Source organism: Polaromonas sp. P1_A2 (assembly GCF_056406895.1).
This window is the reverse complement of sequence record NZ_JBFTZI010000001.1, coordinates 1,269,695-1,286,941: the sequence shown is the minus strand read 5'-3', so window position 1 is coordinate 1,286,941 and position 17,247 is coordinate 1,269,695. Positions and strand designations below refer to the sequence as shown.

Here is a 17,247-nt window from a genome sequence, read left to right as displayed (position 1 = left end):
GATGTAGCGGTCACGTGAGCTCCTTGGAACAGGTTCTTGAAAGCCCAAGCGTAGTGGAAAACAAAAAAGCCCGCCCAGGCTTTCACCGGGGCGGGCAAGATCAACTTCGTTCAGTTAGGGTCAGACCAGGTCGTAACGGTCCAGGTTCATGACCTTGTTCCAGGCGGCCACAAAGTCGCGCACAAACAGATCCCGCGCGTCGCTGGAGGCATAGACCTCGGCGATGGCGCGCAGCTGGGAGTTGGAGCCAAAAACCAGGTCGTTCACGGTCGCCGTCCACTTGAGCTCGCCGCTTGCGCGGTCGCGGCCTTCCAGCACGCCCGCGTCCGCAGCCGACTTCTGCCACTTGGTGCGCATGTCGAGCAGGTTCACGAAGAAGTCATTGCTCAAGGTGCCGGGCCGCTTGGTGAAAACACCGTGCGAGGCCTGGCCGACGTTGGCATTGAGGGCGCGCATGCCGCCGACCAGCACCGTCATCTCGGGAGCGCTCAGCGTCATGAGGCTGGCCTTGTCCACCAGCAGTTCGGCGGCCCGCGCCTCCTGCCCCTTGCGGCCATAGTTGCGGAAACCGTCCGCCGTCGGCTCCAGCACGGCAAAAGCCTGCACATCGGTCTGCTCTTGCGAAGCGTCCGTGCGCCCCGGCGAAAAAGGCACTTTCACATCATGCCCGGCCCGTTTGGCGGCCGCCTCAACGGCGGCGCAGCCGCCCAGAACAATCAAATCGGCCAGCGAAATCTTCTTGCCGCCGGACTGCGCACCGTTAAATTCGGCCTGGACCTTCTCCAGCACCTTGAGCACTTTCGCCAGTTCAGCCGGCTGGTTGACTTCCCAGTCCTTTTGCGGCGCGAGGCGAATGCGCGCGCCGTTGGCGCCGCCGCGCTTGTCGCTGCCGCGGAATGTCGCGGCGGATGCCCAGGCCGTCGTGACCAGTTGGGCGATGGAAAGCCCGGATGCCAGCAGCGTGGCCTTCAGCGCGGCAATGTCGTTTTCCCCGACCAGTTCATGGTCGACCGAGGGAATCGGGTCCTGCCACAGCAACTGGCCCTTGGGAACCAGCGGGCCCAGGTATCGCGCGGCAGGGCCCATGTCGCGGTGCGTGAGCTTGTACCAAGCCTTGGCGAAAGTGTCCGCAAACTCCTGCGGGTTGGCCATGAAGCGCCGCGAGATTTTTTCGTAGGCCGGGTCCATGCGCATGGCCATGTCGGCCGTGGTCATCATGGGCGCGTGGCGCTGCGCGGGATCATGGGCGTCCGGCACGGCGCTTGCCGCGGCGGGGTCCTTGGGCTTCCACTGGTGGGCGCCCGCGGGGCTCTTGCTCAGTTCCCATTCGTAGCCGAACAGGTTCTCGAAATAACCGTTGTCCCACTTGATGGGGTTGTTGGTCCAGGCGCCCTCGATACCGCTGGTGATGGTGTGCACACCATGGCCGCCGCCGAACTTGTTGGTCCAGCCGAAACCCTGGTCTTCAAGGCTGCCGCCCTCGGGCTCGGGGCCCACGTACTTGCCCGGCTCGGCGGCGCCGTGGGCTTTGCCGAAGGTATGGCCGCCGGCGGTCAGTGCGACGGTTTCCTCGTCGTTCATGGCCATGCGGGCGAAGGTCTCTCGGATGTCGCGCGCCGAACCCAGGGGGTCCGGGTTGCCGTTCGGGCCTTCGGGGTTCACATAGATCAAGCCCATCTGGACGGCGCCCAGGGGGTTTTCGAGTTCGCGGTCACCGCTGTAGCGCTTGTCGCCCATCCACTCGGCCTCGGGCCCCCAATACACCTCTTCCGGCTCCCAGGCGTCGGGGCGCCCGCCGGCAAAACCAAAGGTCTTCAGTCCCATGGAGTCCATGGCCACGGTGCCGGCCAGCACCATCAGGTCGGCCCAGGAGATCTTGCGGCCGTACTTCTGCTTGATCGGCCACAGCAGGCGGCGCGCCTTGTCGAGGTTGCCGTTGTCGGGCCAGCTGTTCAGCGGCGCGAAGCGCTGCATGCCCGAACCCGCGCCGCCGCGGCCGTCGGCGATACGGTAGGTGCCCGCGCTGTGCCAGGCCATGCGGATGAAGAAGGGGCCGTAATGGCCGTAATCCGCGGGCCACCAGTCCTGCGAATCGGTCATCAGCGCATGGAGATCCTTGACGACGGCATGCAGGTCCAGAGTCTTGAACTCCTCGGCGTAGTTGAAGGCCTCGCCCATGGGATCGGCCTTGGGGGAGTTCTGGTGAAGAATCTTGAGGTTGAGCTGGTTGGGCCACCAGCTGGCGTTGCCTGCGGCGCCGGCCAGTGCGTGTTTGCGGGCGCCGCCCGAGAACGGGCAGGCGCTTTCGCCTTGCGTCGTGTGATCAGCCATGATGAACTCCTTCAATGTGTATGGGATGAAACGCAGTCTAGGTTTCGCAGCAAAATATGCAAAGACAATTAAAAATATTCATTTAATAGTTTTTATTAATTGCACGCGTTTTACGCCAGGCCCATGTGGCCGTATGGGCCCTCTTGCCGTTACGCTTGAGCCGAGTCACTTATAAAGCCTTTGAAGGAAACCCTCATGACCAAGCCCGCAACGCCAGGCGCAGCCCCCCGCTACCCCGCCCCCGAACTCAAGGACCTGCCCGAGGACATCAAGGCCAAGGTCCTGGAAGTGCAGGAAAAAGCCGGCTTTGTGCCCAATGTGTTCCTGGCGCTGGCGCGCCGCCCCGCCGAGTGGCGCGCCTTCTTTGCCTACCACGATGCCCTGATGCTCAAGGAAGAAGGTTCCAACCCCAACGGAACTTTGACCAAGGGCGAGCGCGAGATGATTGTCACCGCCACCAGCGCGGCCAACAACTGCCTGTATTGCGTGGTGGCGCATGGCGCCATCCTGCGGATTTATGAAAAGAAGCCGCTGGTCGCCGACCAGGTGGCGGTCAACTACCGCAAGGCCGACATCACGCCGCGCCAGCGCGCCATGCTGGACTTCGCGATGAAAGTCTGCCTGCAGGCCGACCGGATTGAAGACGCCGACTTCGAGGCGCTGTACGGCCACGGCTTTGACGACGAAGACGCCTGGGACATCGCGGCCATCACGGCCTTTTTCGGCCTCTCCAACCGCATGGCCAGCTTCAGCAACATGCAGCCCAATACCGAGTTCTACCTGATGGGCCGCGTGCCCAAACCGCCCAAGCCGGCCTGACAGGGCGGGTTGAAAGGCGTATGGCAAAGCTCAATAATGCGCATGGCCCCGCGTTCGCGCATGGCTTGATTCGAACCAGGATTTCATGACCCCAACCGCCACTCCCCTCGCCCCGGCCACACCCAACCCGGCATCGGCCAACCCGTCCGGACTGACCGTGCGCAAGCTCGAGATCGACCTGAGCCAGGGCTTTGACCGCCACTGGTATGGCGGCGACGCCTTCCTGAGCCAGTACCACAACGCCCTGTCCATGAGCTTTCCGGTCGGCGAGCAGTCCTTTATCGATGCGGTGCGCGACTGCGCCAGGCTGCTGCCCCAAACACCCGAACACGCCCTGCTGCACGACGCGGTGACGCAGTTCATAGGCCAGGAGGCCACGCACCGCCACATCCACGCGCTCTACAACGCGCACCTGGAAACCCAGGGCCTGGTCAACCGCTGGCAGCACTGGGCCACGGAGCGTATTGACTATGCGAAAAAAAGAGGCGCGCTGCCCCTGCACTTCCTCGCCGTGACCGCCGCGTATGAGCACCTCACCGCGGTGCTGGCCGACTACCTGCTGCGCCACAACAACACGCTGGACAGCGCCGACCCGCGGATGCAGACCCTCTGGCGCTGGCACGCGGCCGAGGAAACCGAACACCGCGCCGTCGCCTATGACCTTTACCATGCGGTTCAGGGCAACTACGCCTGGCGCATACGCTGGTACATCTACGCGATGCTGGTATTTACCTTCGACTCGGGTCGGCAGACGGTGCTTAACCTGTGGCACGACGGCACGCTGTTCAAGCCCGGCACCTGGTGGAGCGCGGCCAAATTCTTCTGGGGCCGCAAGGGCGCGATGTGGTACACCCTAGGCCCGCTGCTGGCCTACTTCAGGCGCGATTTCCATCCGGACCAGGAAGCGTTTGCCAAGCCCGAGCAGCAGACGCGCGGCCTGGCCAGGCGCTGGTTCAAGGAAAACGCCGACAGTTTTCGCGTAGTCCGCTGAGCCGCTCAAAAACCCTCCTGGCGTTGTTGCGCCGCCTTGCCAGGACCGCTTCGCTGGGCTTGTGAGCGGCTCTCTCTTTCTCTCAGTCCTCGACGATCTTGCGCATCCAGTCCGGCAGCGGCCGCGACTTCTGCGCGGGGAAATCCACCCAGATGGTGGTGGCCCCGCCGGCAGCGCAAACCACGCCCGGCGCATCACTGCGCTCCATGGTGGCCCAGCTCTCAAAGGTGCTGCGGCCTGGGTCGCTGACATACATCTTCATGAGCACGTCGCCCGGGTATTCGAGCTGCTTGTAGAAATTGCAAAAGGCATTGACGATCACCGGGCCCTCACCGCGCGGGTCGGGCCGGCAGCCAATCGCGTACATCCAGTCAATGCGTATGGTTTCCAGGTAACGGAAGTAGCTGCCGTTGTTGAGGTGGCCCATGGCGTCCATGTCGCCCCAGCGTATCGGAATGAGCATCTCATGGACCAGCTTTTTCTTCTCGGGGATTTCAATCTTCATGGTGAACACCGCACCTAACGGTGCGCCCTGATGGAGGCAAGAATGCCCAGCGTGAACAGCACGCAGGCGGTGAGCTGCACCAGGGTGGGCCAGCGGCCGTCCCAGGCAAAGGAATACAGCAGCGCAAAAATCGTTTCACTGACGATGAGCTGCCCGCACAGGCTGGCGCTGAGCCGCTGGCTGGCCATGTTCCACAAAATCGTGGCCAGCCAGGTCGAGCCCACGCCGGCCACCACGCACAGCAGCACAAAGGTTCCGCGGTCCGCGCGCGCGGCCAGCAGGCCAGCATCGGATCCGGCGGCCCCCCACATCAGCAGCGCGCCCAGTCCGGTGGCCACGCCCAGCCAGTTGGCCCAGTCGGTGGCGTTGACTTCCGGATGCCGCTTGAGCCAGGCGGAGTTGAGGATTGCAAAAACCGTCCAGCACACCAGCGAGCCCGCCACAAACAGCATGCCGCGCCAGAAATGCGTGGCCGCGCCTTGGGCCCCCTCGTGCGTGGAACCCATCATGAGCACCAGCCCGGCCAGCGTGAGCGCCAGCCCCGGCAGCAGTGCGGCCCAGCGCAGGCCCTGCGGTTTGCCAAGCAGCATGACCCAGATCGGGATGGTGCCTATGACCAGCGAAGGCACTTCGGTGCCCGCATCGCGTATGGCCAGCACCAGCAGCAGGTAATAGCCGCTAAAGCCCAGGATGCTCATGAGCAGCGCGGTGCCGGCCTGGCGCAGCGTGGGCAGGCGGCGGCTGCGCAGCCCGGCCAGCATCACCAGCACGGCGACCACACCGTAAACGGCAAAGCGCCCGGCCGTGAGGTCTATCGAAGAATAGCCGCCCGCGCCCATCTCGAGCATGCGCGGCGCCACAAACACCAGGCCCCACAGCGCACCCGCCGCGAGCCCGGCCAGAATGCCGGCCAGCATCTATCAGGCGGTGTGCGCGGTGGCGACCAGGCGCAGGCCGAGCAAACCCATGGCGCCGGCGGCCGTGCGGTCCACCACGGCCTTGCTGCGCAGGTAGGCGGCACGCGGCACCGACGACGACAGCACCAGCGCCACCACGGCATACCAGCCGGTCTCCATCACCAGCACACCGGCCAGCACCAGCATGGCGGCCGGCAAGGGAAACTGCGCAGGCAGCAGGGCCGCGAACACGCTGCTGTAGACCACCACAATCTTGGGATTGCTCAGCTGCGTCACCAGCCCCTGGCGAAACGACTGCAGCACCGTGCGGCGCGCCGCGCCCTTGTCCTGGCCGGCCATCTCCAGCGGCTGGCGCGCGCCGCGCCAAATCTGGATGGCAATCCACATCAGGTACAGGCCGCCCACGACCTTGAGCGCCGTGTAGACGCCGGGCAAGGCGGCCAGCAAGGCCTGCAGCCCGGCCAGCGCCAGCGCGGCAAACACCAGCGCGCCCAGGCCCATGCCCAGCGCGGCGGCCAGGCCGTCGGCGCGCGAGCGCGACACCGCGATGCGCGCAACCTGCACAAAACTCGGGCCGGGGCTGACTACGCCCGCGAGCAAGGCCAGGAAGATCAGGCCTATGGGGCCGAGGTAAGGCACTACGGAATCCATCATGTTGTTCTCCAGGATTTGATTGATGTTGTGAATATCAGGTTGCGTGTGTGTCGTAAACCGGCTGAGAGTCGCTCACAAAACCCAGCGAAGCGGTCCTGGCTAGGCGCGTCGCCGCAGACAGTGCACCAGCACGGCAAGGCGACTGCAACAACGCCAGGAGGGTTTTGTGGGCGACTCTCAGACGCCGAAGCCGTCATCCGCCGCGATCACCGCACCGTTGACAAAATGGCTCTCGCCGCTGGCCAGCATCACCAGCAGCGCGTCCAGGTCCTGCGGCTTGCCGATGCGCTTGCGCGGCAGCATCTGCACCAGCTTTTTGCCCTGCTCGGTCTCCCAGTGGTGGTGGTTGATCTCGGTGTCAATATAGCCGGGGCAGATCGCATTGACGTTGATGCCGAACTTGCCCCACTCCAGCGCCATGGCTTTGGTCATCTGCACCACGGCGGCCTTGCTCATGCAGTACACGCCGATCTGCGGCAGCACACGCAGCCCGGCCATGGAGGCGATGTTGATGATGCGCCCGCCGGCATAGTTGCCGGGCCCGGCGCCGCGCGAGCGCGCCAGCATGCGCTTGCCGACTTCCTGCGCCACAAAAAAAGCGCCCTTCACATTGGTGTTGAAAATGAAGTCGTAGTCTTCCTCGCCCACATCCTGGATGCGCTGCGTGGTGCTCACGCCCGAGTTGTTGACCAGGATGTCTATGGGGCCGACCTCGGTTTCGGCATGGGCCACGCCGGCCTTGATGCTGGCATGGTCGGTCACGTCGAGCTCGACCACATGCGCGTCGCCGCCGGCCGCCTCGATCTGCGCGCGCAGGTCCTTGAGCTTGTCCAGCCTGCGGCTGGCCAGCACCACGGCCGCGCCGGCGCGGCTCAAGGTCGTGGCGAACTGGGCACCCAGTCCACCGGAAGCGCCGGTCACGAGGGCGACACGCCCTGTCAGGTCAATGCTGTAAGCCATTAGAGGCTCCTCTCTCAATTTAAAGCACACAAAAGAGAACGACCGTTCGCATCGCTGCATTCGCGACATAAAATCCAACGCGAGACCGACAATCCTTCCTGAAAAATCATTATCAGCGAGTCCCCGATGAATACCCAAGAAATTCTGGCCCAGTTCGGCCCCCGTGAGGCGATGGAATACGACGTGGTCGTGGTGGGCGGCGGCCCCGGCGGCCTCGCCACCGCCATTCGCCTGAAGCAACTCGCGGCCGAAAAAGGCAAGGACATTTCCGTCGTGGTGCTCGAAAAAGGCTCGGAGCCCGGCGCCCACATCCTCTCGGGCGCGGTGATGGACCCGAAAGCGCTGACCGAGCTGCTGCCCGACTGGAAAGCCCAGGGCGCGCCGCTGAACCAGCCCGTCACCGCCGACGAGGTGCTGTTCCTCAGCGAAAAAAGCGCGGTCAAGACACCGGCCTTCTTTGTGCCGGACTGCTTTCACAACGAAGGCAACTACGTCATCAGCCTGGGCAATGTGGTTCGCTGGCTGGCGCAGCAGGCCGAGGGCCTGGGCGTTGAAATCTTCCCGGGCTTCGCGGCCGCTGAAGTCCTCTACAACGACGACGGCTCCGTCAAGGGCGTGGCCACCGGCAACCTCGGCATCGGCAAGGACGGCCAGCCCACCGACAACTTCCAGCTCGGCATGGAGCTGCATGGCAAGTACACCGTGTTCGCCGAAGGCGCGCGCGGCCACCTGGGCCGCCAGCTGATCAGCCGCTTCAAGCTCGACGAAGGCCGAGACCCGCAGGGCTATGCACTGGGCGTGAAAGAGCTGTGGGAGATCGACCCGGCCAAACACAAGCCCGGCCTGGTGATCCACACCGCCGGCTGGCCCATGGACAGCCAGACCTACGGCGGCGGTTTTATGTACCACCTGGGGGACAACAAGGTCACGCTGGGCATGGTCACCGGCCTGGACTACAGCAACCCTTACCTGAGCCCCTTTGAAGAGATGCAGCGCTGGAAGACGCATCCCAGCATCAAGGCCTACCTCGAAGGCGGCAAGCGCATCAGCTACGGCGCGCGTGCCATCACGGCGGGCGGCGCTTTGAGCCTGCCCAAAACCGTGTTCCCGGGCGGCGCGCTGATAGGCTGCGACGCCGGCTACCTCAACGCGGCACGCATCAAGGGCAGCCACGCGGCCATCAAGAGCGGCATGCTGGCCGCCGAAGCCGCCTATGAGGCCGTCACCGCCGGCCGCCAGCACGACGAGCTGGCCGCCTACCCCGAGGCCTATGCCAAGAGCTGGCTCGCGCAGGAACTGAACCAGTCGCGCAACTTCAAGTCCTGGTTCAAGAAGGGCCTTTACGTCGGCGCCTTCATGACCGGCATTGAGCACTGGCTGCTGCCCAAGCTGGGCTTCAAGTCGCCGCCCTGGACCATCCACAACAGCATTCCCGACTACGCCAAGCTCAAGCCGGCGGCCGAGTGCACGCCCATCGTGTACCCCAAGCCCGACAACAAGATCACCTTCGACCGCCTGAGCTCGGTGTTTGTCTCCAACACCAATCACGAAGAGCACCAGCCCGCGCACCTGACGCTGAAAGACGCCAGCGTGCCGGTCAACATCAACCTGGCCAAATACGCCGGCCCCGAAAGCCGCTACTGCCCGGCCGGTGTCTACGAATTCGTGAAGAACCCCGACAACAGCGACCGCCTGCAGATCAACGCGCAGAACTGCGTGCACTGCAAGACCTGCGACATCAAGGATCCGACGCAAAACATCGTCTGGGTCACGCCCGAAGGCGGCGGCGGGCCCAACTACGCGGGCATGTAAGCGCCGCACACCCTCTCACAAAAAGCCCGGATGCTTCCGGGCTTTTTTTATGGCCGCGCCGCATCGCGCACGCGGCCTTTGTCATACAGTCGCAAGCGCGCCACATATACACGGCGCAAGCCTTGGCAAGCTTTGTGACTTTCTGTCCGGCCCGCTACGCCGGCAGCTACCGTGCATGCCTGGTGCACACCCCGCTGGCAGGCGTTTTTCGCGTTTCACTCACAAGTGCTTACCGAACGATTCGACACGCTTTGAGGCCTGTCTCACACCCTCCGACGCAGGCTCGCGGCTTACGCTGACACGCTTTCGCCCCTTGCCGCAAAGACACTGGAACTGTCCTTGAGTCCGGGACGTGGCCGCGCCCCTTCACCGGCCGCCACGCCGCCGTGTTCCAGCTTTTTTTGCCGCATCCGCCCGCTGCCCGGCAGCTTCTTAGCCCATTGATCCATGACAGAAAACACCCCCAGCGTGCTGCTGACCGGCGGCGCCGGTTATATCGGAAGCCACACTTTTGTGGCCCTGGTGGAGGCCGGCTACCAACCGGTCATCCTTGACGATTTCTCGAACAGCCACCCCGCGGTGCTGCACCGGCTGGCACAGCTGACGGGCCGGCGCGTGCCTTGTGAAAAAGGCAATGTGCTGGATACCGCTTTTGTGGCTGAGGTGCTGCGGCGCCACCACTGCGTTGCGGCCGTGCACTTCGCCGGCGTCAAGGCCGTCGGTGAAAGCGTGCAGCAGCCCCTCATGTACTACCGCAACAACGTGAGCGGCCTCGTGAGCCTGCTCGAGGCCATGGCCGGCACCGCCGCCTGCCGGTCCGTGGTGTTTTCTTCCAGCGCCACGGTCTACGGCAACCCGGCCAGTGTGCCGATTGATGAAGGTTTTCCCTGCGCGCCCGAAAGCCCGTATGCCCAGAGCAAGCTGATGTGTGAAAACATCCTGGCCTCGCTGCGCGCCTCGGACCCTTCATGGCGCACCGGCGTGCTGCGCTACTTCAACCCGGTGGGCGCGCACCCCAGCGGCCTGATCGGCGAAGACCCCAGCGGCATTCCCAACAACCTGATGCCCTTTGTGACCCAGGTCGCCGTGGGTAAACGCGCGCGGCTGCAGGTCTTCGGCAGCGACTATCCGACCCCCGACGGCACCGGCGTGCGCGACTACCTGCATGTGTGCGACCTGGCCGACGGCCATGTGGCCGCCGTGCAGGCCCTGCTGGCCACAGGCGAAAGCTTCACCCTCAACCTGGGCACCGGCCAGGGCACCAGCGTGCTGGGTGTGGTGCGCGCCTTCGAGCGCGCCAGCGGCCGGCCCATCCCGTTTGAATTCGCGCCGCGGCGCGCGGGCGACGTGGCGCAATATTTCGCCGACGTGTCGCTGGCCCGCGGCGTCCTGGGCTGGCGCGCCACGCGCGGCATTGAAGAGATGTGCCGCGACGCGTGGCACTGGCAGCAGCGCAACCCCGACGGCTACCGGACCCAGGCGCCGGACAGCACGGCCATGCATATGCCAACGCCTGCGCGCAATAGCCCGAACGGCCCCCTGCGACCAGTGGTCAGCGCCTGATTCGTCTTGACACAAAACCGGCACCGAATGAGGACAAGACACATCTGCTTTCACCAGCACAAACCAGGCCATGGGCCGTTCGGACTATTGCCGATTGCTGCACTGCACAACACACTCATCCTCTGCCAATTTTCTGCTTTTGACAGAGAGGAAATTCAATGTTCAAAGCTCTGATGACCGCCGTTCTGGCCGCCTGGATGGCCTCCGCATCGGCCTACTCCGATTCTTCCGACCAGCCACCGCAACAAACTCTGGCCGGCAAGGCCGGCGCCGCGAAAAACACGCCCATGAAACTGCAGGCCGGCGCCGAGACGGTCAAGGTGCGCGCGGTCTACAGCCCCGACATACGCCCGAATCCGCCACAGGCTTTCGCGGCCGACGATGAGGCCGGCGTGGGCGAGTCCGGCTGGCGCTCCTACGGCATGCTGCTGGCGACGCTGGTGTTGATGGCCGTGATCGCCGTGCGGCGCTACAAGGCGGGAAGGCCCTGAGCATGAGCGGACTCGGCCGGCCCGGCGTCGCGGCGGTCAAATGGAGTGCGGCCTCCACGGTCGCGCGCTTCGCGCTGCAGCTGATGGCCCAGGTCGTCCTGGCGCGCACGCTGGGCCCGGAGATCTTCGGTATCTTCGCCATCGGCATGGTGGTGCTGACCTTCGCCACCTTTGTGTCCGGCTTCGGTTTCAGCTGGAGCCTGCTGCAGCGCGAGACCCTCAGCGACGAGGACGTGCGCTTTGCCTGGACCTGGCAGCTCATCGTGGGCCTGGCGACCACGCTGGCCGTCTACCTGCTGGCGCCCTTGCTGGCCGCCTATTTCCGCGAGCCGCGCGCGCAGGCCGTCATTGAATGGCTGTCGCTGGCCTGCCTGCTGGGCGCCGCCGCCCAGCCGGCCACCTATTTGCTGCAGCGCGACCTCAACTTCCGCGCGGTGGGCCTGGTGCAGGTGGGCAGCTATGCGGCCGGTTATATCGCGGTCGGCCTGCCGATGGCACTGATGGGCCACGGCGAAGCCTCGCTGGTGGCGGCCTGGCTGGTCCAGGTGGCCGTACAGCTGGCGGCCAGCTACGCGCTCAAACCCCATGCGGTGCGTCCGCTGCTCTGGTATGCCGATGCGCGCGCAGCCGTAGGCACCGGGCACACCGTGTTCTTCACCAACATCGTCAACTGGGTGCTCAACAACCTGGACCGCGTGCTGATAGGGCGCCTGCTCAACGCGCAGGCCCTGGGCCTGTACAACGTGGCCTACAACCTGGCCACCATGCCCAACACCTTGTTGCTGGGCGCGCTGCAGCCGGCTTTCCTCGCGGCGGGCGCGCGCCTGCAAAACGACAAACCCCGCCTGGGCCGCGCCTACCTGCAGATGCTGGCCACCATCGTGGTGCTGGGCCTGCCGGCCTTTGTGGCGCTGGCCTTTGTCTCGCGCGACATCGTGCGCGTGCTTTACGGGCCGGCCTGGAGCGACGCGGCCTGGGTGCTGGGCACGCTGTTCCTGTGCATGCCGGCCTATGTCGTCTGGGGTTTGTCGACGCCGGTGCTCTGGAACACCGGGCGCAAGCACTACGAGTTCCTGCTGCAGTTGCCGCTGCTGGCCATCGGCGCGCTGGGCTTTTACCTGCTGGCCGGCCAGGGCATCCACGTGGCCGCGGCCGTGGCCGGCGGGCTGCTGGTGCTGCGCGCGGCCCTTGTCGCCACGGCAGCCTTTCGCGCGCTGGACCTGCGCGCCACGGCCCTGCTGCCGGACGCCTTGCGCGGCCTGTTGCTGAGCGCGCTCTGCGCCGCGGGGGCGCTGGGCGCGCAGCATGCCGTGGCGAGGTTTGACATGGCCCTGCTGTCGCTGGCGGCCGGCGCGCTGGCAGCCGGCCTGCTGCCAGGGCTCTTGCTGCTGCTGCGGCCGCAACTGCTGGGACCAGACGCCTCCGACATGGTGATCCGCTTCGTGCCCGGCCTCGCGAATTTCCTGCGCCGCCCCGCGGCCGCGCCGGCTTCCGCCCTGCCCGTAGCACTGGGCGAACAGCGCCCCTGACGAAGGAACACCCTCACATGGACCAACCCGTCGTCATTGCAGTCCTCGTCGCCGGCGCCATCCTGGCGGCGCTCACGGCGGCGCTGGGCATGGCGGGCGCGGTCCACGTGACCTCGCGCCGCGCGCACGGCTACATGCACCTCATCTTCTACGCCATCCTGCTGATGGTGGCCCTGGCCAACCTGCTCTCGGGCCGCGACCTTTCCAGCAGCAACATGAAGTTCGACGAAGTCGTCGTGGTGGTGCGCCATCCGCTGGTCTCGCTGATGCAGCCCCTGGCCTCACTGCTGCTGCTCACGCTGGCCGGCGAACGCCTGATCACACACTGGATACGCCGCGACAAATCCGCGCAGGCACCTGCCGCGCTGCCGGTGGCCTTCCTGACCTTCTGGCTCTGTACCGTGGCCGCGCCGGCCCTGCTGGGCGCGCACCCGCAGCTGTCGCACGACTATGTGTACCCGCTGGTCATAGGCTTCGCGGCAGTGCTTGCCACCGCCACCGAACGCGACCTGGCCTTCGGCGCGGCGCGCAATGCCCTGCTGCTCTTCATCACCGCCGGCCTGCTGCTGCTGCCCTTCAAGCCCAGCCTGGTGCTGGACGCTTCCTACACCCAGGGCCTGCTACCCGGCGTGCCGCGGCTGGCGGGCCTGGCACCGCACGCCGTGTCGCTGGGCATGCTGGCGCAGCTGGGCCTCTTGTGCCTGCTCGCGCGCCCCTTGCAGCGCGCCTGGCTCAATCGCGCGGCCTGGACCATGGGCCTGGGCGTGCTCTTTCTCGCGCAGTCCAAGACGGCGTGGATTTCGTTTGTGCTGTGCTCGGCCTGCATCCTGGCCGTGCGCCAGGGGCCGCGCTTCATGCGCCGCGTGGGCGACCCGGTGCGGCCCGAGTTCGGCATCGTCGCGTTGCTGGCCTTTATGGCCGCCGTCGTCGGCCTGGCCGCCCTGCTGATGTTCGGCGAGGTCGACGCGCGCCTGAGCAGCTTCTTCGACAGCGCCCAGGGCGCGCAGCTGGCCTCCATGACGGGGCGCGACCAGATCTGGGCCATTGCCTATGACGAATGGCAGCGCAACCCGGTGTTCGGCTATGGGCCGACCCTGTGGGACGCGAGCTTTCGCGAAGCCATAGGCATGCCCAACGCGACCCACGCGCACAACCAGTTCATGGACACACTGTCGCGCTCGGGAAGCGTGGGCGCGGCGGCGCTGCTGTTGTATGCGCTGGTGCTGCTGGTGCTGTCGCTGCGTTATGCCCGCGCCAGCGGCGGCCTCACGCTGGCCTTGTTCGTGGCGCTGGCGCTGCGCGCCATCAGCGAAGTACCGCTGCTGCTTTTCGGCTACGGCCCCGAACTCATCGCCCACGTGCTGCTGCTGATGGCGCTGGCCGCCGCCGGGCGCGAGGCCCGCGAACGCAAACGCAGCCTGGCCAAGGCGCCGACGGCCATGCCCCGCGTCGAGCCGACCTTTGCCCGGGACCGCAGAAACCCCAGAGACCCCAAAAATCCCCTGGCCGCCGCGCGGCTCCATCCCTGACACCATGAAATTTTCCATCGTCATTCCGCTTTACAACAAGGCGCCCTATATCAGCGGCACCCTCGCATCGGTGCTGGCGCAGACCTTCACCGACTTTGAAGCCATCGTGGTCGACGACGGCTCCACCGACGGCGGCGCCGAGCTCGTGAGCTTTATCACCGACCCGCGCGTGCGCCTGGTGCGCCAGGCCAATGCCGGCGTCTCTGCGGCGCGCAACCACGGCATCGCGCTGGCGCGCGGCGAATGGGTGGCCTTTCTCGATGCCGACGACTGGCACCACCCGGACTACCTCGAGACACTGGCATGGGTGCAGGCGCGCTGCCCCGGCGCCGACACCGTGGCCAGCGACTACCTGCCGGTGCCCGACACCCTGGACATGTGGCCGCCGCGCTGGCCCGAGATGCCGCGCGCGCCGGCCATCGAGCGGATCACCGACCTGCCGCGGCGCTGGATGGCCTCGCCCACGCTGTGCACCAGCGCCGTCTCGGTGCGGCGCGCGCGGCTGCTGCGCATGCAGCCCTGTTTTCCGCCCGGCGAGTCGCATGGCGAGGACCTGGACCTGTGGTTCCGCCTGGCCGAGCAGGCGCCGGTCGCGCTGGTCCACGCGCCGCTGATGGCCTACCGGCTGGCCGTCGAAGGCAGCCTCAGCAGCGGCCATGCGCCGCTGGCCATGCCGCCCTTCCTGCAGCGCATGGAGCAGCGCGCGCTGGCCGGCGCCATGCCGCCCGCGCGGCGCGGGTCCGCGCTGTGGCTGGTGGCCCAGTACCAGCTCACGCTGGCGCGCCAGGCCCTGGCCGCCGGCAGCCGCCGCGAAGGCTGGGCCTGGCTGCTGAAGGCGCGCCGCGCGGCCGGCGGAAAACGCTGGTGGCTGACGGCCGCCATGGCGCTTTTCATGCCGGGCCCGCTGGTCAGGAACTGGCAGCGCTGGCGTGTGCGCCGCACCGTGCACGCGGCCAGCCCCATGGAGGCGGGATAAACCATGAACCCGATACCGTTTGGCAAGACGCCCGAAGCGCCGCGGCCGGCGCCGCCGCCCCCACCCGCTGCGCGCCCCTGCCGTGTCTCCGTGATCATCAAGGCGCTCAATGAGGAGCAGCGCATAGAGGCGACCGTGGAAAGCGCGCTGCGCGCGGTCGCGGCTGTGGGCGGCGAGGTGATCCTCGCGGACTCGTACTCCAGCGACCGCACGGTGGAGCTGGCCAGCGCCTACCCGATACGCATCGTCCAGCTGGCCAACCCCGAGGAGCGCTGCTGCGGCGCGGGGCCGCAGCTGGGCTACCAGCATTCGCGCGGCGAGTTCGTCTACATCCTGGACGGCGACATGCAGATGCGCGAAGGCTTTCTCGAGCAGGCCCTGGCCTTCCTGGATGCGCATGCCGACGTGGCCGGCGTGGGCGGCCGCGTGGTGGAGCAGAACACCGAGAGCCTTGAGTACATGGCGCGCGGCGAGCGCGCGTCGCCGCACTTGCAGCCCGGCCCGGTGGACAGGCTGGACGGCGGCGGGCTGTACCGGCGCAGCGGCATCGAAGCGGCCGGCTATTTTTCCGACCGCAACCTGCACAGCTATGAAGAGTTCGACCTGGCGATACGGCTGCGCGCGCTGGGCTGGCGCCTGTGGCGCCTGCCGGTCGACGCGGCCAACCATTGGGGCCACGATGCGCCGCCTTACCGCCTGCTGGTGCGGCGCTGGCGCACGCGCTACATCTGCGGGCTGGGCGAGCTGGTGCGCGCCGCGGCCGGCCAGCCGCGCCTGCCGCTGGCGCTGCAGGGCCTGCGCGAGCTGCGCCTCTACCTCGCGGTGCTGGGCTGGTGGGCGGTGCTGGCCAGCACCCCGCTGTGGCCGCTGCCGGCCAGCGTGCGCCTGGCATTGTTCTGCGCCATTGCCAGCGCGCCCGTGCTGCTGATGACCTGGCGCAAGCGTTCGGCCACCAAGGCGATATATGCCGTGGTGTCCTGGTGCTTTAACGCCGCCGGCCTGCTGCGCGGCCTGCTGCGGCCCCAGCGCCCCGCGCGCGAGGCCATCGCCAGCCGCGTGCTCAAGGAACCGGCGCAGAAGGCCATCCCTTGAAGGGCGAGACACGGCAATTCACCGGCGTGCAGGTGCTGCGCTTTGCCGCGGCCATGCTGGTCGTGGTGATGCACATCACCCAGGCGATTTCCATGCACATCAGCGGCACCGGGCCGCGCCACTACTGGGAGGCCGGCTCCGCCGGGGTGGACATCTTTTTTGTGATCAGCGGCTTCGTGATGGCCATGTCGACCGCCTCGCTGCCGTCGGACGGGCCCGCACGTATCAGTGCGGCCTGGGTGTTCATGCGCAGGCGCCTCATCAGGATCGCGCCGCTCTACTGGTTTTACACCCTGCTCAAGGTGGCCCTGCTGCTGGCCATGCCGGCGCTGGCCGCGCGTTCCTCGGTGGAGCCCGGCCACCTCGCGGCCTCGCTGCTGTTCATCCCCACCATGAGCCCCTGGGGCCTGGTGCAGCCCACACTGCCGGTCGGCTGGACGCTGAATTTTGAAATGCTGTTTTATGCGGTGTTCGCCGTGGCCATTGCCCTGGGTGCGCCGCGCATACGCTTTTGCCTGGCGGCCTTTGGGCTGGTGTTCGCAGCGGGCTACCTGCTGCCGGACTCGGTGGCGCTCAATTTTTATGCGCAGACCCTGGTGTTCGAGTTCATCCTCGGCGTCTGCATCGCCCATGCCTATTTGCATTTCCGGCGCCCGGGGCCGATAGCCGGCCTGGTGGTGATGGCGGCGGGCGCGCTGTACATGTTCGCGCCCGACTGGGGCCACTCGGCCGACCGCTTCGCCACCTGGGGCTGCGGCGCCGCACTCATCGTGCTGGGCGCCGTCTGGCTGGAACCCTGGACGGTGCGCGCGCCGCTGGCTTCGCGCCTGTCCTTCCTGGGTGATGCCTCGTATTCGATTTACCTGTCGCACACCTTTGTGGTGCCGGCCGGCGTGCAGGCCCTCAAGCGCCTGGGCGTGCAGGACAGCCTGGCCGTCGTGCTGGCCGTGGGCCTGGCCGTGGTGGTGGCGGGCTGCCTCTCCTACGTCTGGCTGGAACGACCCATGACCGCCTTCTTCAAGCGCGCCCTGTTCGGCGCGCCCAAGCTCTCTTACCAAACTCCCGGAAAGTAACCCTC

15 protein-coding genes are annotated in these 17,247 nt (G+C 66.5%); 10 read left to right on the top strand and 5 right to left on the bottom strand.

Translation table 11 applies throughout. From position 1 onward, the window contains the following. Positions 1-120: 120 nt before the first annotated feature. The gene (gene katG / locus AC1D09_RS06130) at positions 121-2,331 is read right to left on the bottom strand and encodes a catalase/peroxidase HPI (protein WP_477660903.1); all 2,211 of its coding nucleotides are present in this window, start codon (positions 2,329-2,331) and stop codon (positions 121-123) included. 195 nt (positions 2,332-2,526) lie between these two features. Here katG and AC1D09_RS06125 point away from each other — a divergent pair, with 195 nt between their 5' ends. After that, positions 2,527-3,150 carry a peroxidase-related enzyme gene (locus AC1D09_RS06125; protein WP_477660902.1) on the top strand — a complete coding sequence of 208 codons (624 nt, stop codon included), beginning with the start codon at positions 2,527-2,529 and terminating at the stop codon, positions 3,148-3,150. Between the two features lie 85 nt (positions 3,151-3,235). Then, positions 3,236-4,141 (top strand): metal-dependent hydrolase, encoded by a 906-nt coding sequence (locus AC1D09_RS06120; RefSeq protein ID WP_477660901.1) that lies wholly within the window; start codon positions 3,236-3,238, stop codon positions 4,139-4,141. Positions 4,142-4,223: 82 nt separating this feature from the next. On the opposite strand, the gene AC1D09_RS06115 is transcribed toward AC1D09_RS06120, so the two are convergent. The 4 genes from AC1D09_RS06115 to AC1D09_RS06100 all read right to left on the bottom strand — a co-directional run bounded on the left by AC1D09_RS06115 (position 4,224) and on the right by AC1D09_RS06100 (position 7,177). Beyond that, entirely contained in the window at positions 4,224-4,646 is a 423-nt protein-coding gene (locus tag AC1D09_RS06115; protein ID WP_477660900.1) for an acyl-CoA thioesterase, read from the bottom strand. A 14-nt stretch (positions 4,647-4,660) separates the two neighbouring features. Then, positions 4,661-5,563 (bottom strand): DMT family transporter, encoded by a 903-nt coding sequence (locus tag AC1D09_RS06110; protein WP_477660899.1) that lies wholly within the window; start codon positions 5,561-5,563, stop codon positions 4,661-4,663. A 3-nt stretch (positions 5,564-5,566) separates the two neighbouring features. After that, complete coding sequence (locus AC1D09_RS06105) at positions 5,567-6,217, bottom strand: LysE family translocator (RefSeq protein WP_477660898.1); 651 nt, start codon at positions 6,215-6,217, stop codon at positions 5,567-5,569. Between the two features lie 177 nt (positions 6,218-6,394). Next, positions 6,395-7,177: an SDR family oxidoreductase gene (locus AC1D09_RS06100; RefSeq protein ID WP_007868767.1), complete on the bottom strand. Its 783-nt coding sequence runs from the start codon at positions 7,175-7,177 to the stop codon at positions 6,395-6,397. Positions 7,178-7,303: 126 nt separating this feature from the next. Here AC1D09_RS06100 and AC1D09_RS06095 point away from each other — a divergent pair, with 126 nt between their 5' ends. From AC1D09_RS06095 to AC1D09_RS06060, 8 genes are all read left to right on the top strand, one after another. Continuing rightward, positions 7,304-8,989, top strand: a complete 1,686-nt coding sequence (locus tag AC1D09_RS06095; protein WP_477700974.1) for an electron transfer flavoprotein-ubiquinone oxidoreductase — start codon at positions 7,304-7,306, stop codon at positions 8,987-8,989. A 447-nt stretch (positions 8,990-9,436) separates the two neighbouring features. Further along, positions 9,437-10,552: a UDP-glucose 4-epimerase GalE gene (galE, locus tag AC1D09_RS06090; protein WP_477660896.1), complete on the top strand. Its 1,116-nt coding sequence runs from the start codon at positions 9,437-9,439 to the stop codon at positions 10,550-10,552. 158 nt (positions 10,553-10,710) lie between these two features. After that, entirely contained in the window at positions 10,711-11,043 is a 333-nt protein-coding gene (locus AC1D09_RS06085) for a hypothetical protein (protein ID WP_477660895.1), read from the top strand. Positions 11,044-11,045: 2 nt separating this feature from the next. Further along, positions 11,046-12,572, top strand: coding sequence for a lipopolysaccharide biosynthesis protein (locus AC1D09_RS06080; protein ID WP_477660894.1), 1,527 nt, complete (start codon positions 11,046-11,048; stop codon positions 12,570-12,572). A gap of 17 nt (positions 12,573-12,589) precedes the next feature. Beyond that, complete coding sequence (locus AC1D09_RS06075) at positions 12,590-14,101, top strand: O-antigen ligase family protein (RefSeq protein ID WP_477660893.1); 1,512 nt, start codon at positions 12,590-12,592, stop codon at positions 14,099-14,101. Between the two features lie 4 nt (positions 14,102-14,105). Then, positions 14,106-15,077 carry a glycosyltransferase family 2 protein gene (locus AC1D09_RS06070; RefSeq protein ID WP_477660892.1) on the top strand — a complete coding sequence of 324 codons (972 nt, stop codon included), beginning with the start codon at positions 14,106-14,108 and terminating at the stop codon, positions 15,075-15,077. A gap of 3 nt (positions 15,078-15,080) precedes the next feature. After that, positions 15,081-16,169 carry a glycosyltransferase family 2 protein gene (locus tag AC1D09_RS06065; protein ID WP_477660891.1) on the top strand — a complete coding sequence of 363 codons (1,089 nt, stop codon included), beginning with the start codon at positions 15,081-15,083 and terminating at the stop codon, positions 16,167-16,169. Further along, a complete protein-coding gene (locus AC1D09_RS06060; RefSeq protein WP_477660890.1) occupies positions 16,166-17,242 on the top strand; it encodes an acyltransferase family protein in 1,077 nt (358 codons plus the stop codon). Before AC1D09_RS06065 ends, AC1D09_RS06060 begins: the two co-directional genes overlap by 4 nt. Positions 17,243-17,247 lie beyond the last annotated feature (5 nt).

Bases quoted from the DNA above. Each gene is read 5' to 3' on its own strand.
- katG (WP_477660903.1), bottom strand. From the start codon at position 2,331: ATGGCTGATCACACGACGCAAGGCGAAAGCGCCTGCCCGTTCTCGGGC.
- AC1D09_RS06125 (WP_477660902.1), top strand. From the start codon at position 2,527: ATGACCAAGCCCGCAACGCCAGGCGCAGCCCCCCGCTACCCCGCCCCC.
- AC1D09_RS06120 (WP_477660901.1), top strand. From the start codon at position 3,236: ATGACCCCAACCGCCACTCCCCTCGCCCCGGCCACACCCAACCCGGCA.
- AC1D09_RS06115 (WP_477660900.1), bottom strand. From the start codon at position 4,646: ATGAAGATTGAAATCCCCGAGAAGAAAAAGCTGGTCCATGAGATGCTC.
- AC1D09_RS06110 (WP_477660899.1), bottom strand. From the start codon at position 5,563: ATGCTGGCCGGCATTCTGGCCGGGCTCGCGGCGGGTGCGCTGTGGGGC.
- AC1D09_RS06105 (WP_477660898.1), bottom strand. From the start codon at position 6,217: ATGATGGATTCCGTAGTGCCTTACCTCGGCCCCATAGGCCTGATCTTC.
- AC1D09_RS06100 (WP_007868767.1), bottom strand. From the start codon at position 7,177: ATGGCTTACAGCATTGACCTGACAGGGCGTGTCGCCCTCGTGACCGGC.
- AC1D09_RS06095 (WP_477700974.1), top strand. From the start codon at position 7,304: ATGAATACCCAAGAAATTCTGGCCCAGTTCGGCCCCCGTGAGGCGATG.
- galE (WP_477660896.1), top strand. From the start codon at position 9,437: ATGACAGAAAACACCCCCAGCGTGCTGCTGACCGGCGGCGCCGGTTAT.
- AC1D09_RS06085 (WP_477660895.1), top strand. From the start codon at position 10,711: ATGTTCAAAGCTCTGATGACCGCCGTTCTGGCCGCCTGGATGGCCTCC.
- AC1D09_RS06080 (WP_477660894.1), top strand. From the start codon at position 11,046: ATGAGCGGACTCGGCCGGCCCGGCGTCGCGGCGGTCAAATGGAGTGCG.
- AC1D09_RS06075 (WP_477660893.1), top strand. From the start codon at position 12,590: ATGGACCAACCCGTCGTCATTGCAGTCCTCGTCGCCGGCGCCATCCTG.
- AC1D09_RS06070 (WP_477660892.1), top strand. From the start codon at position 14,106: ATGAAATTTTCCATCGTCATTCCGCTTTACAACAAGGCGCCCTATATC.
- AC1D09_RS06065 (WP_477660891.1), top strand. From the start codon at position 15,081: ATGAACCCGATACCGTTTGGCAAGACGCCCGAAGCGCCGCGGCCGGCG.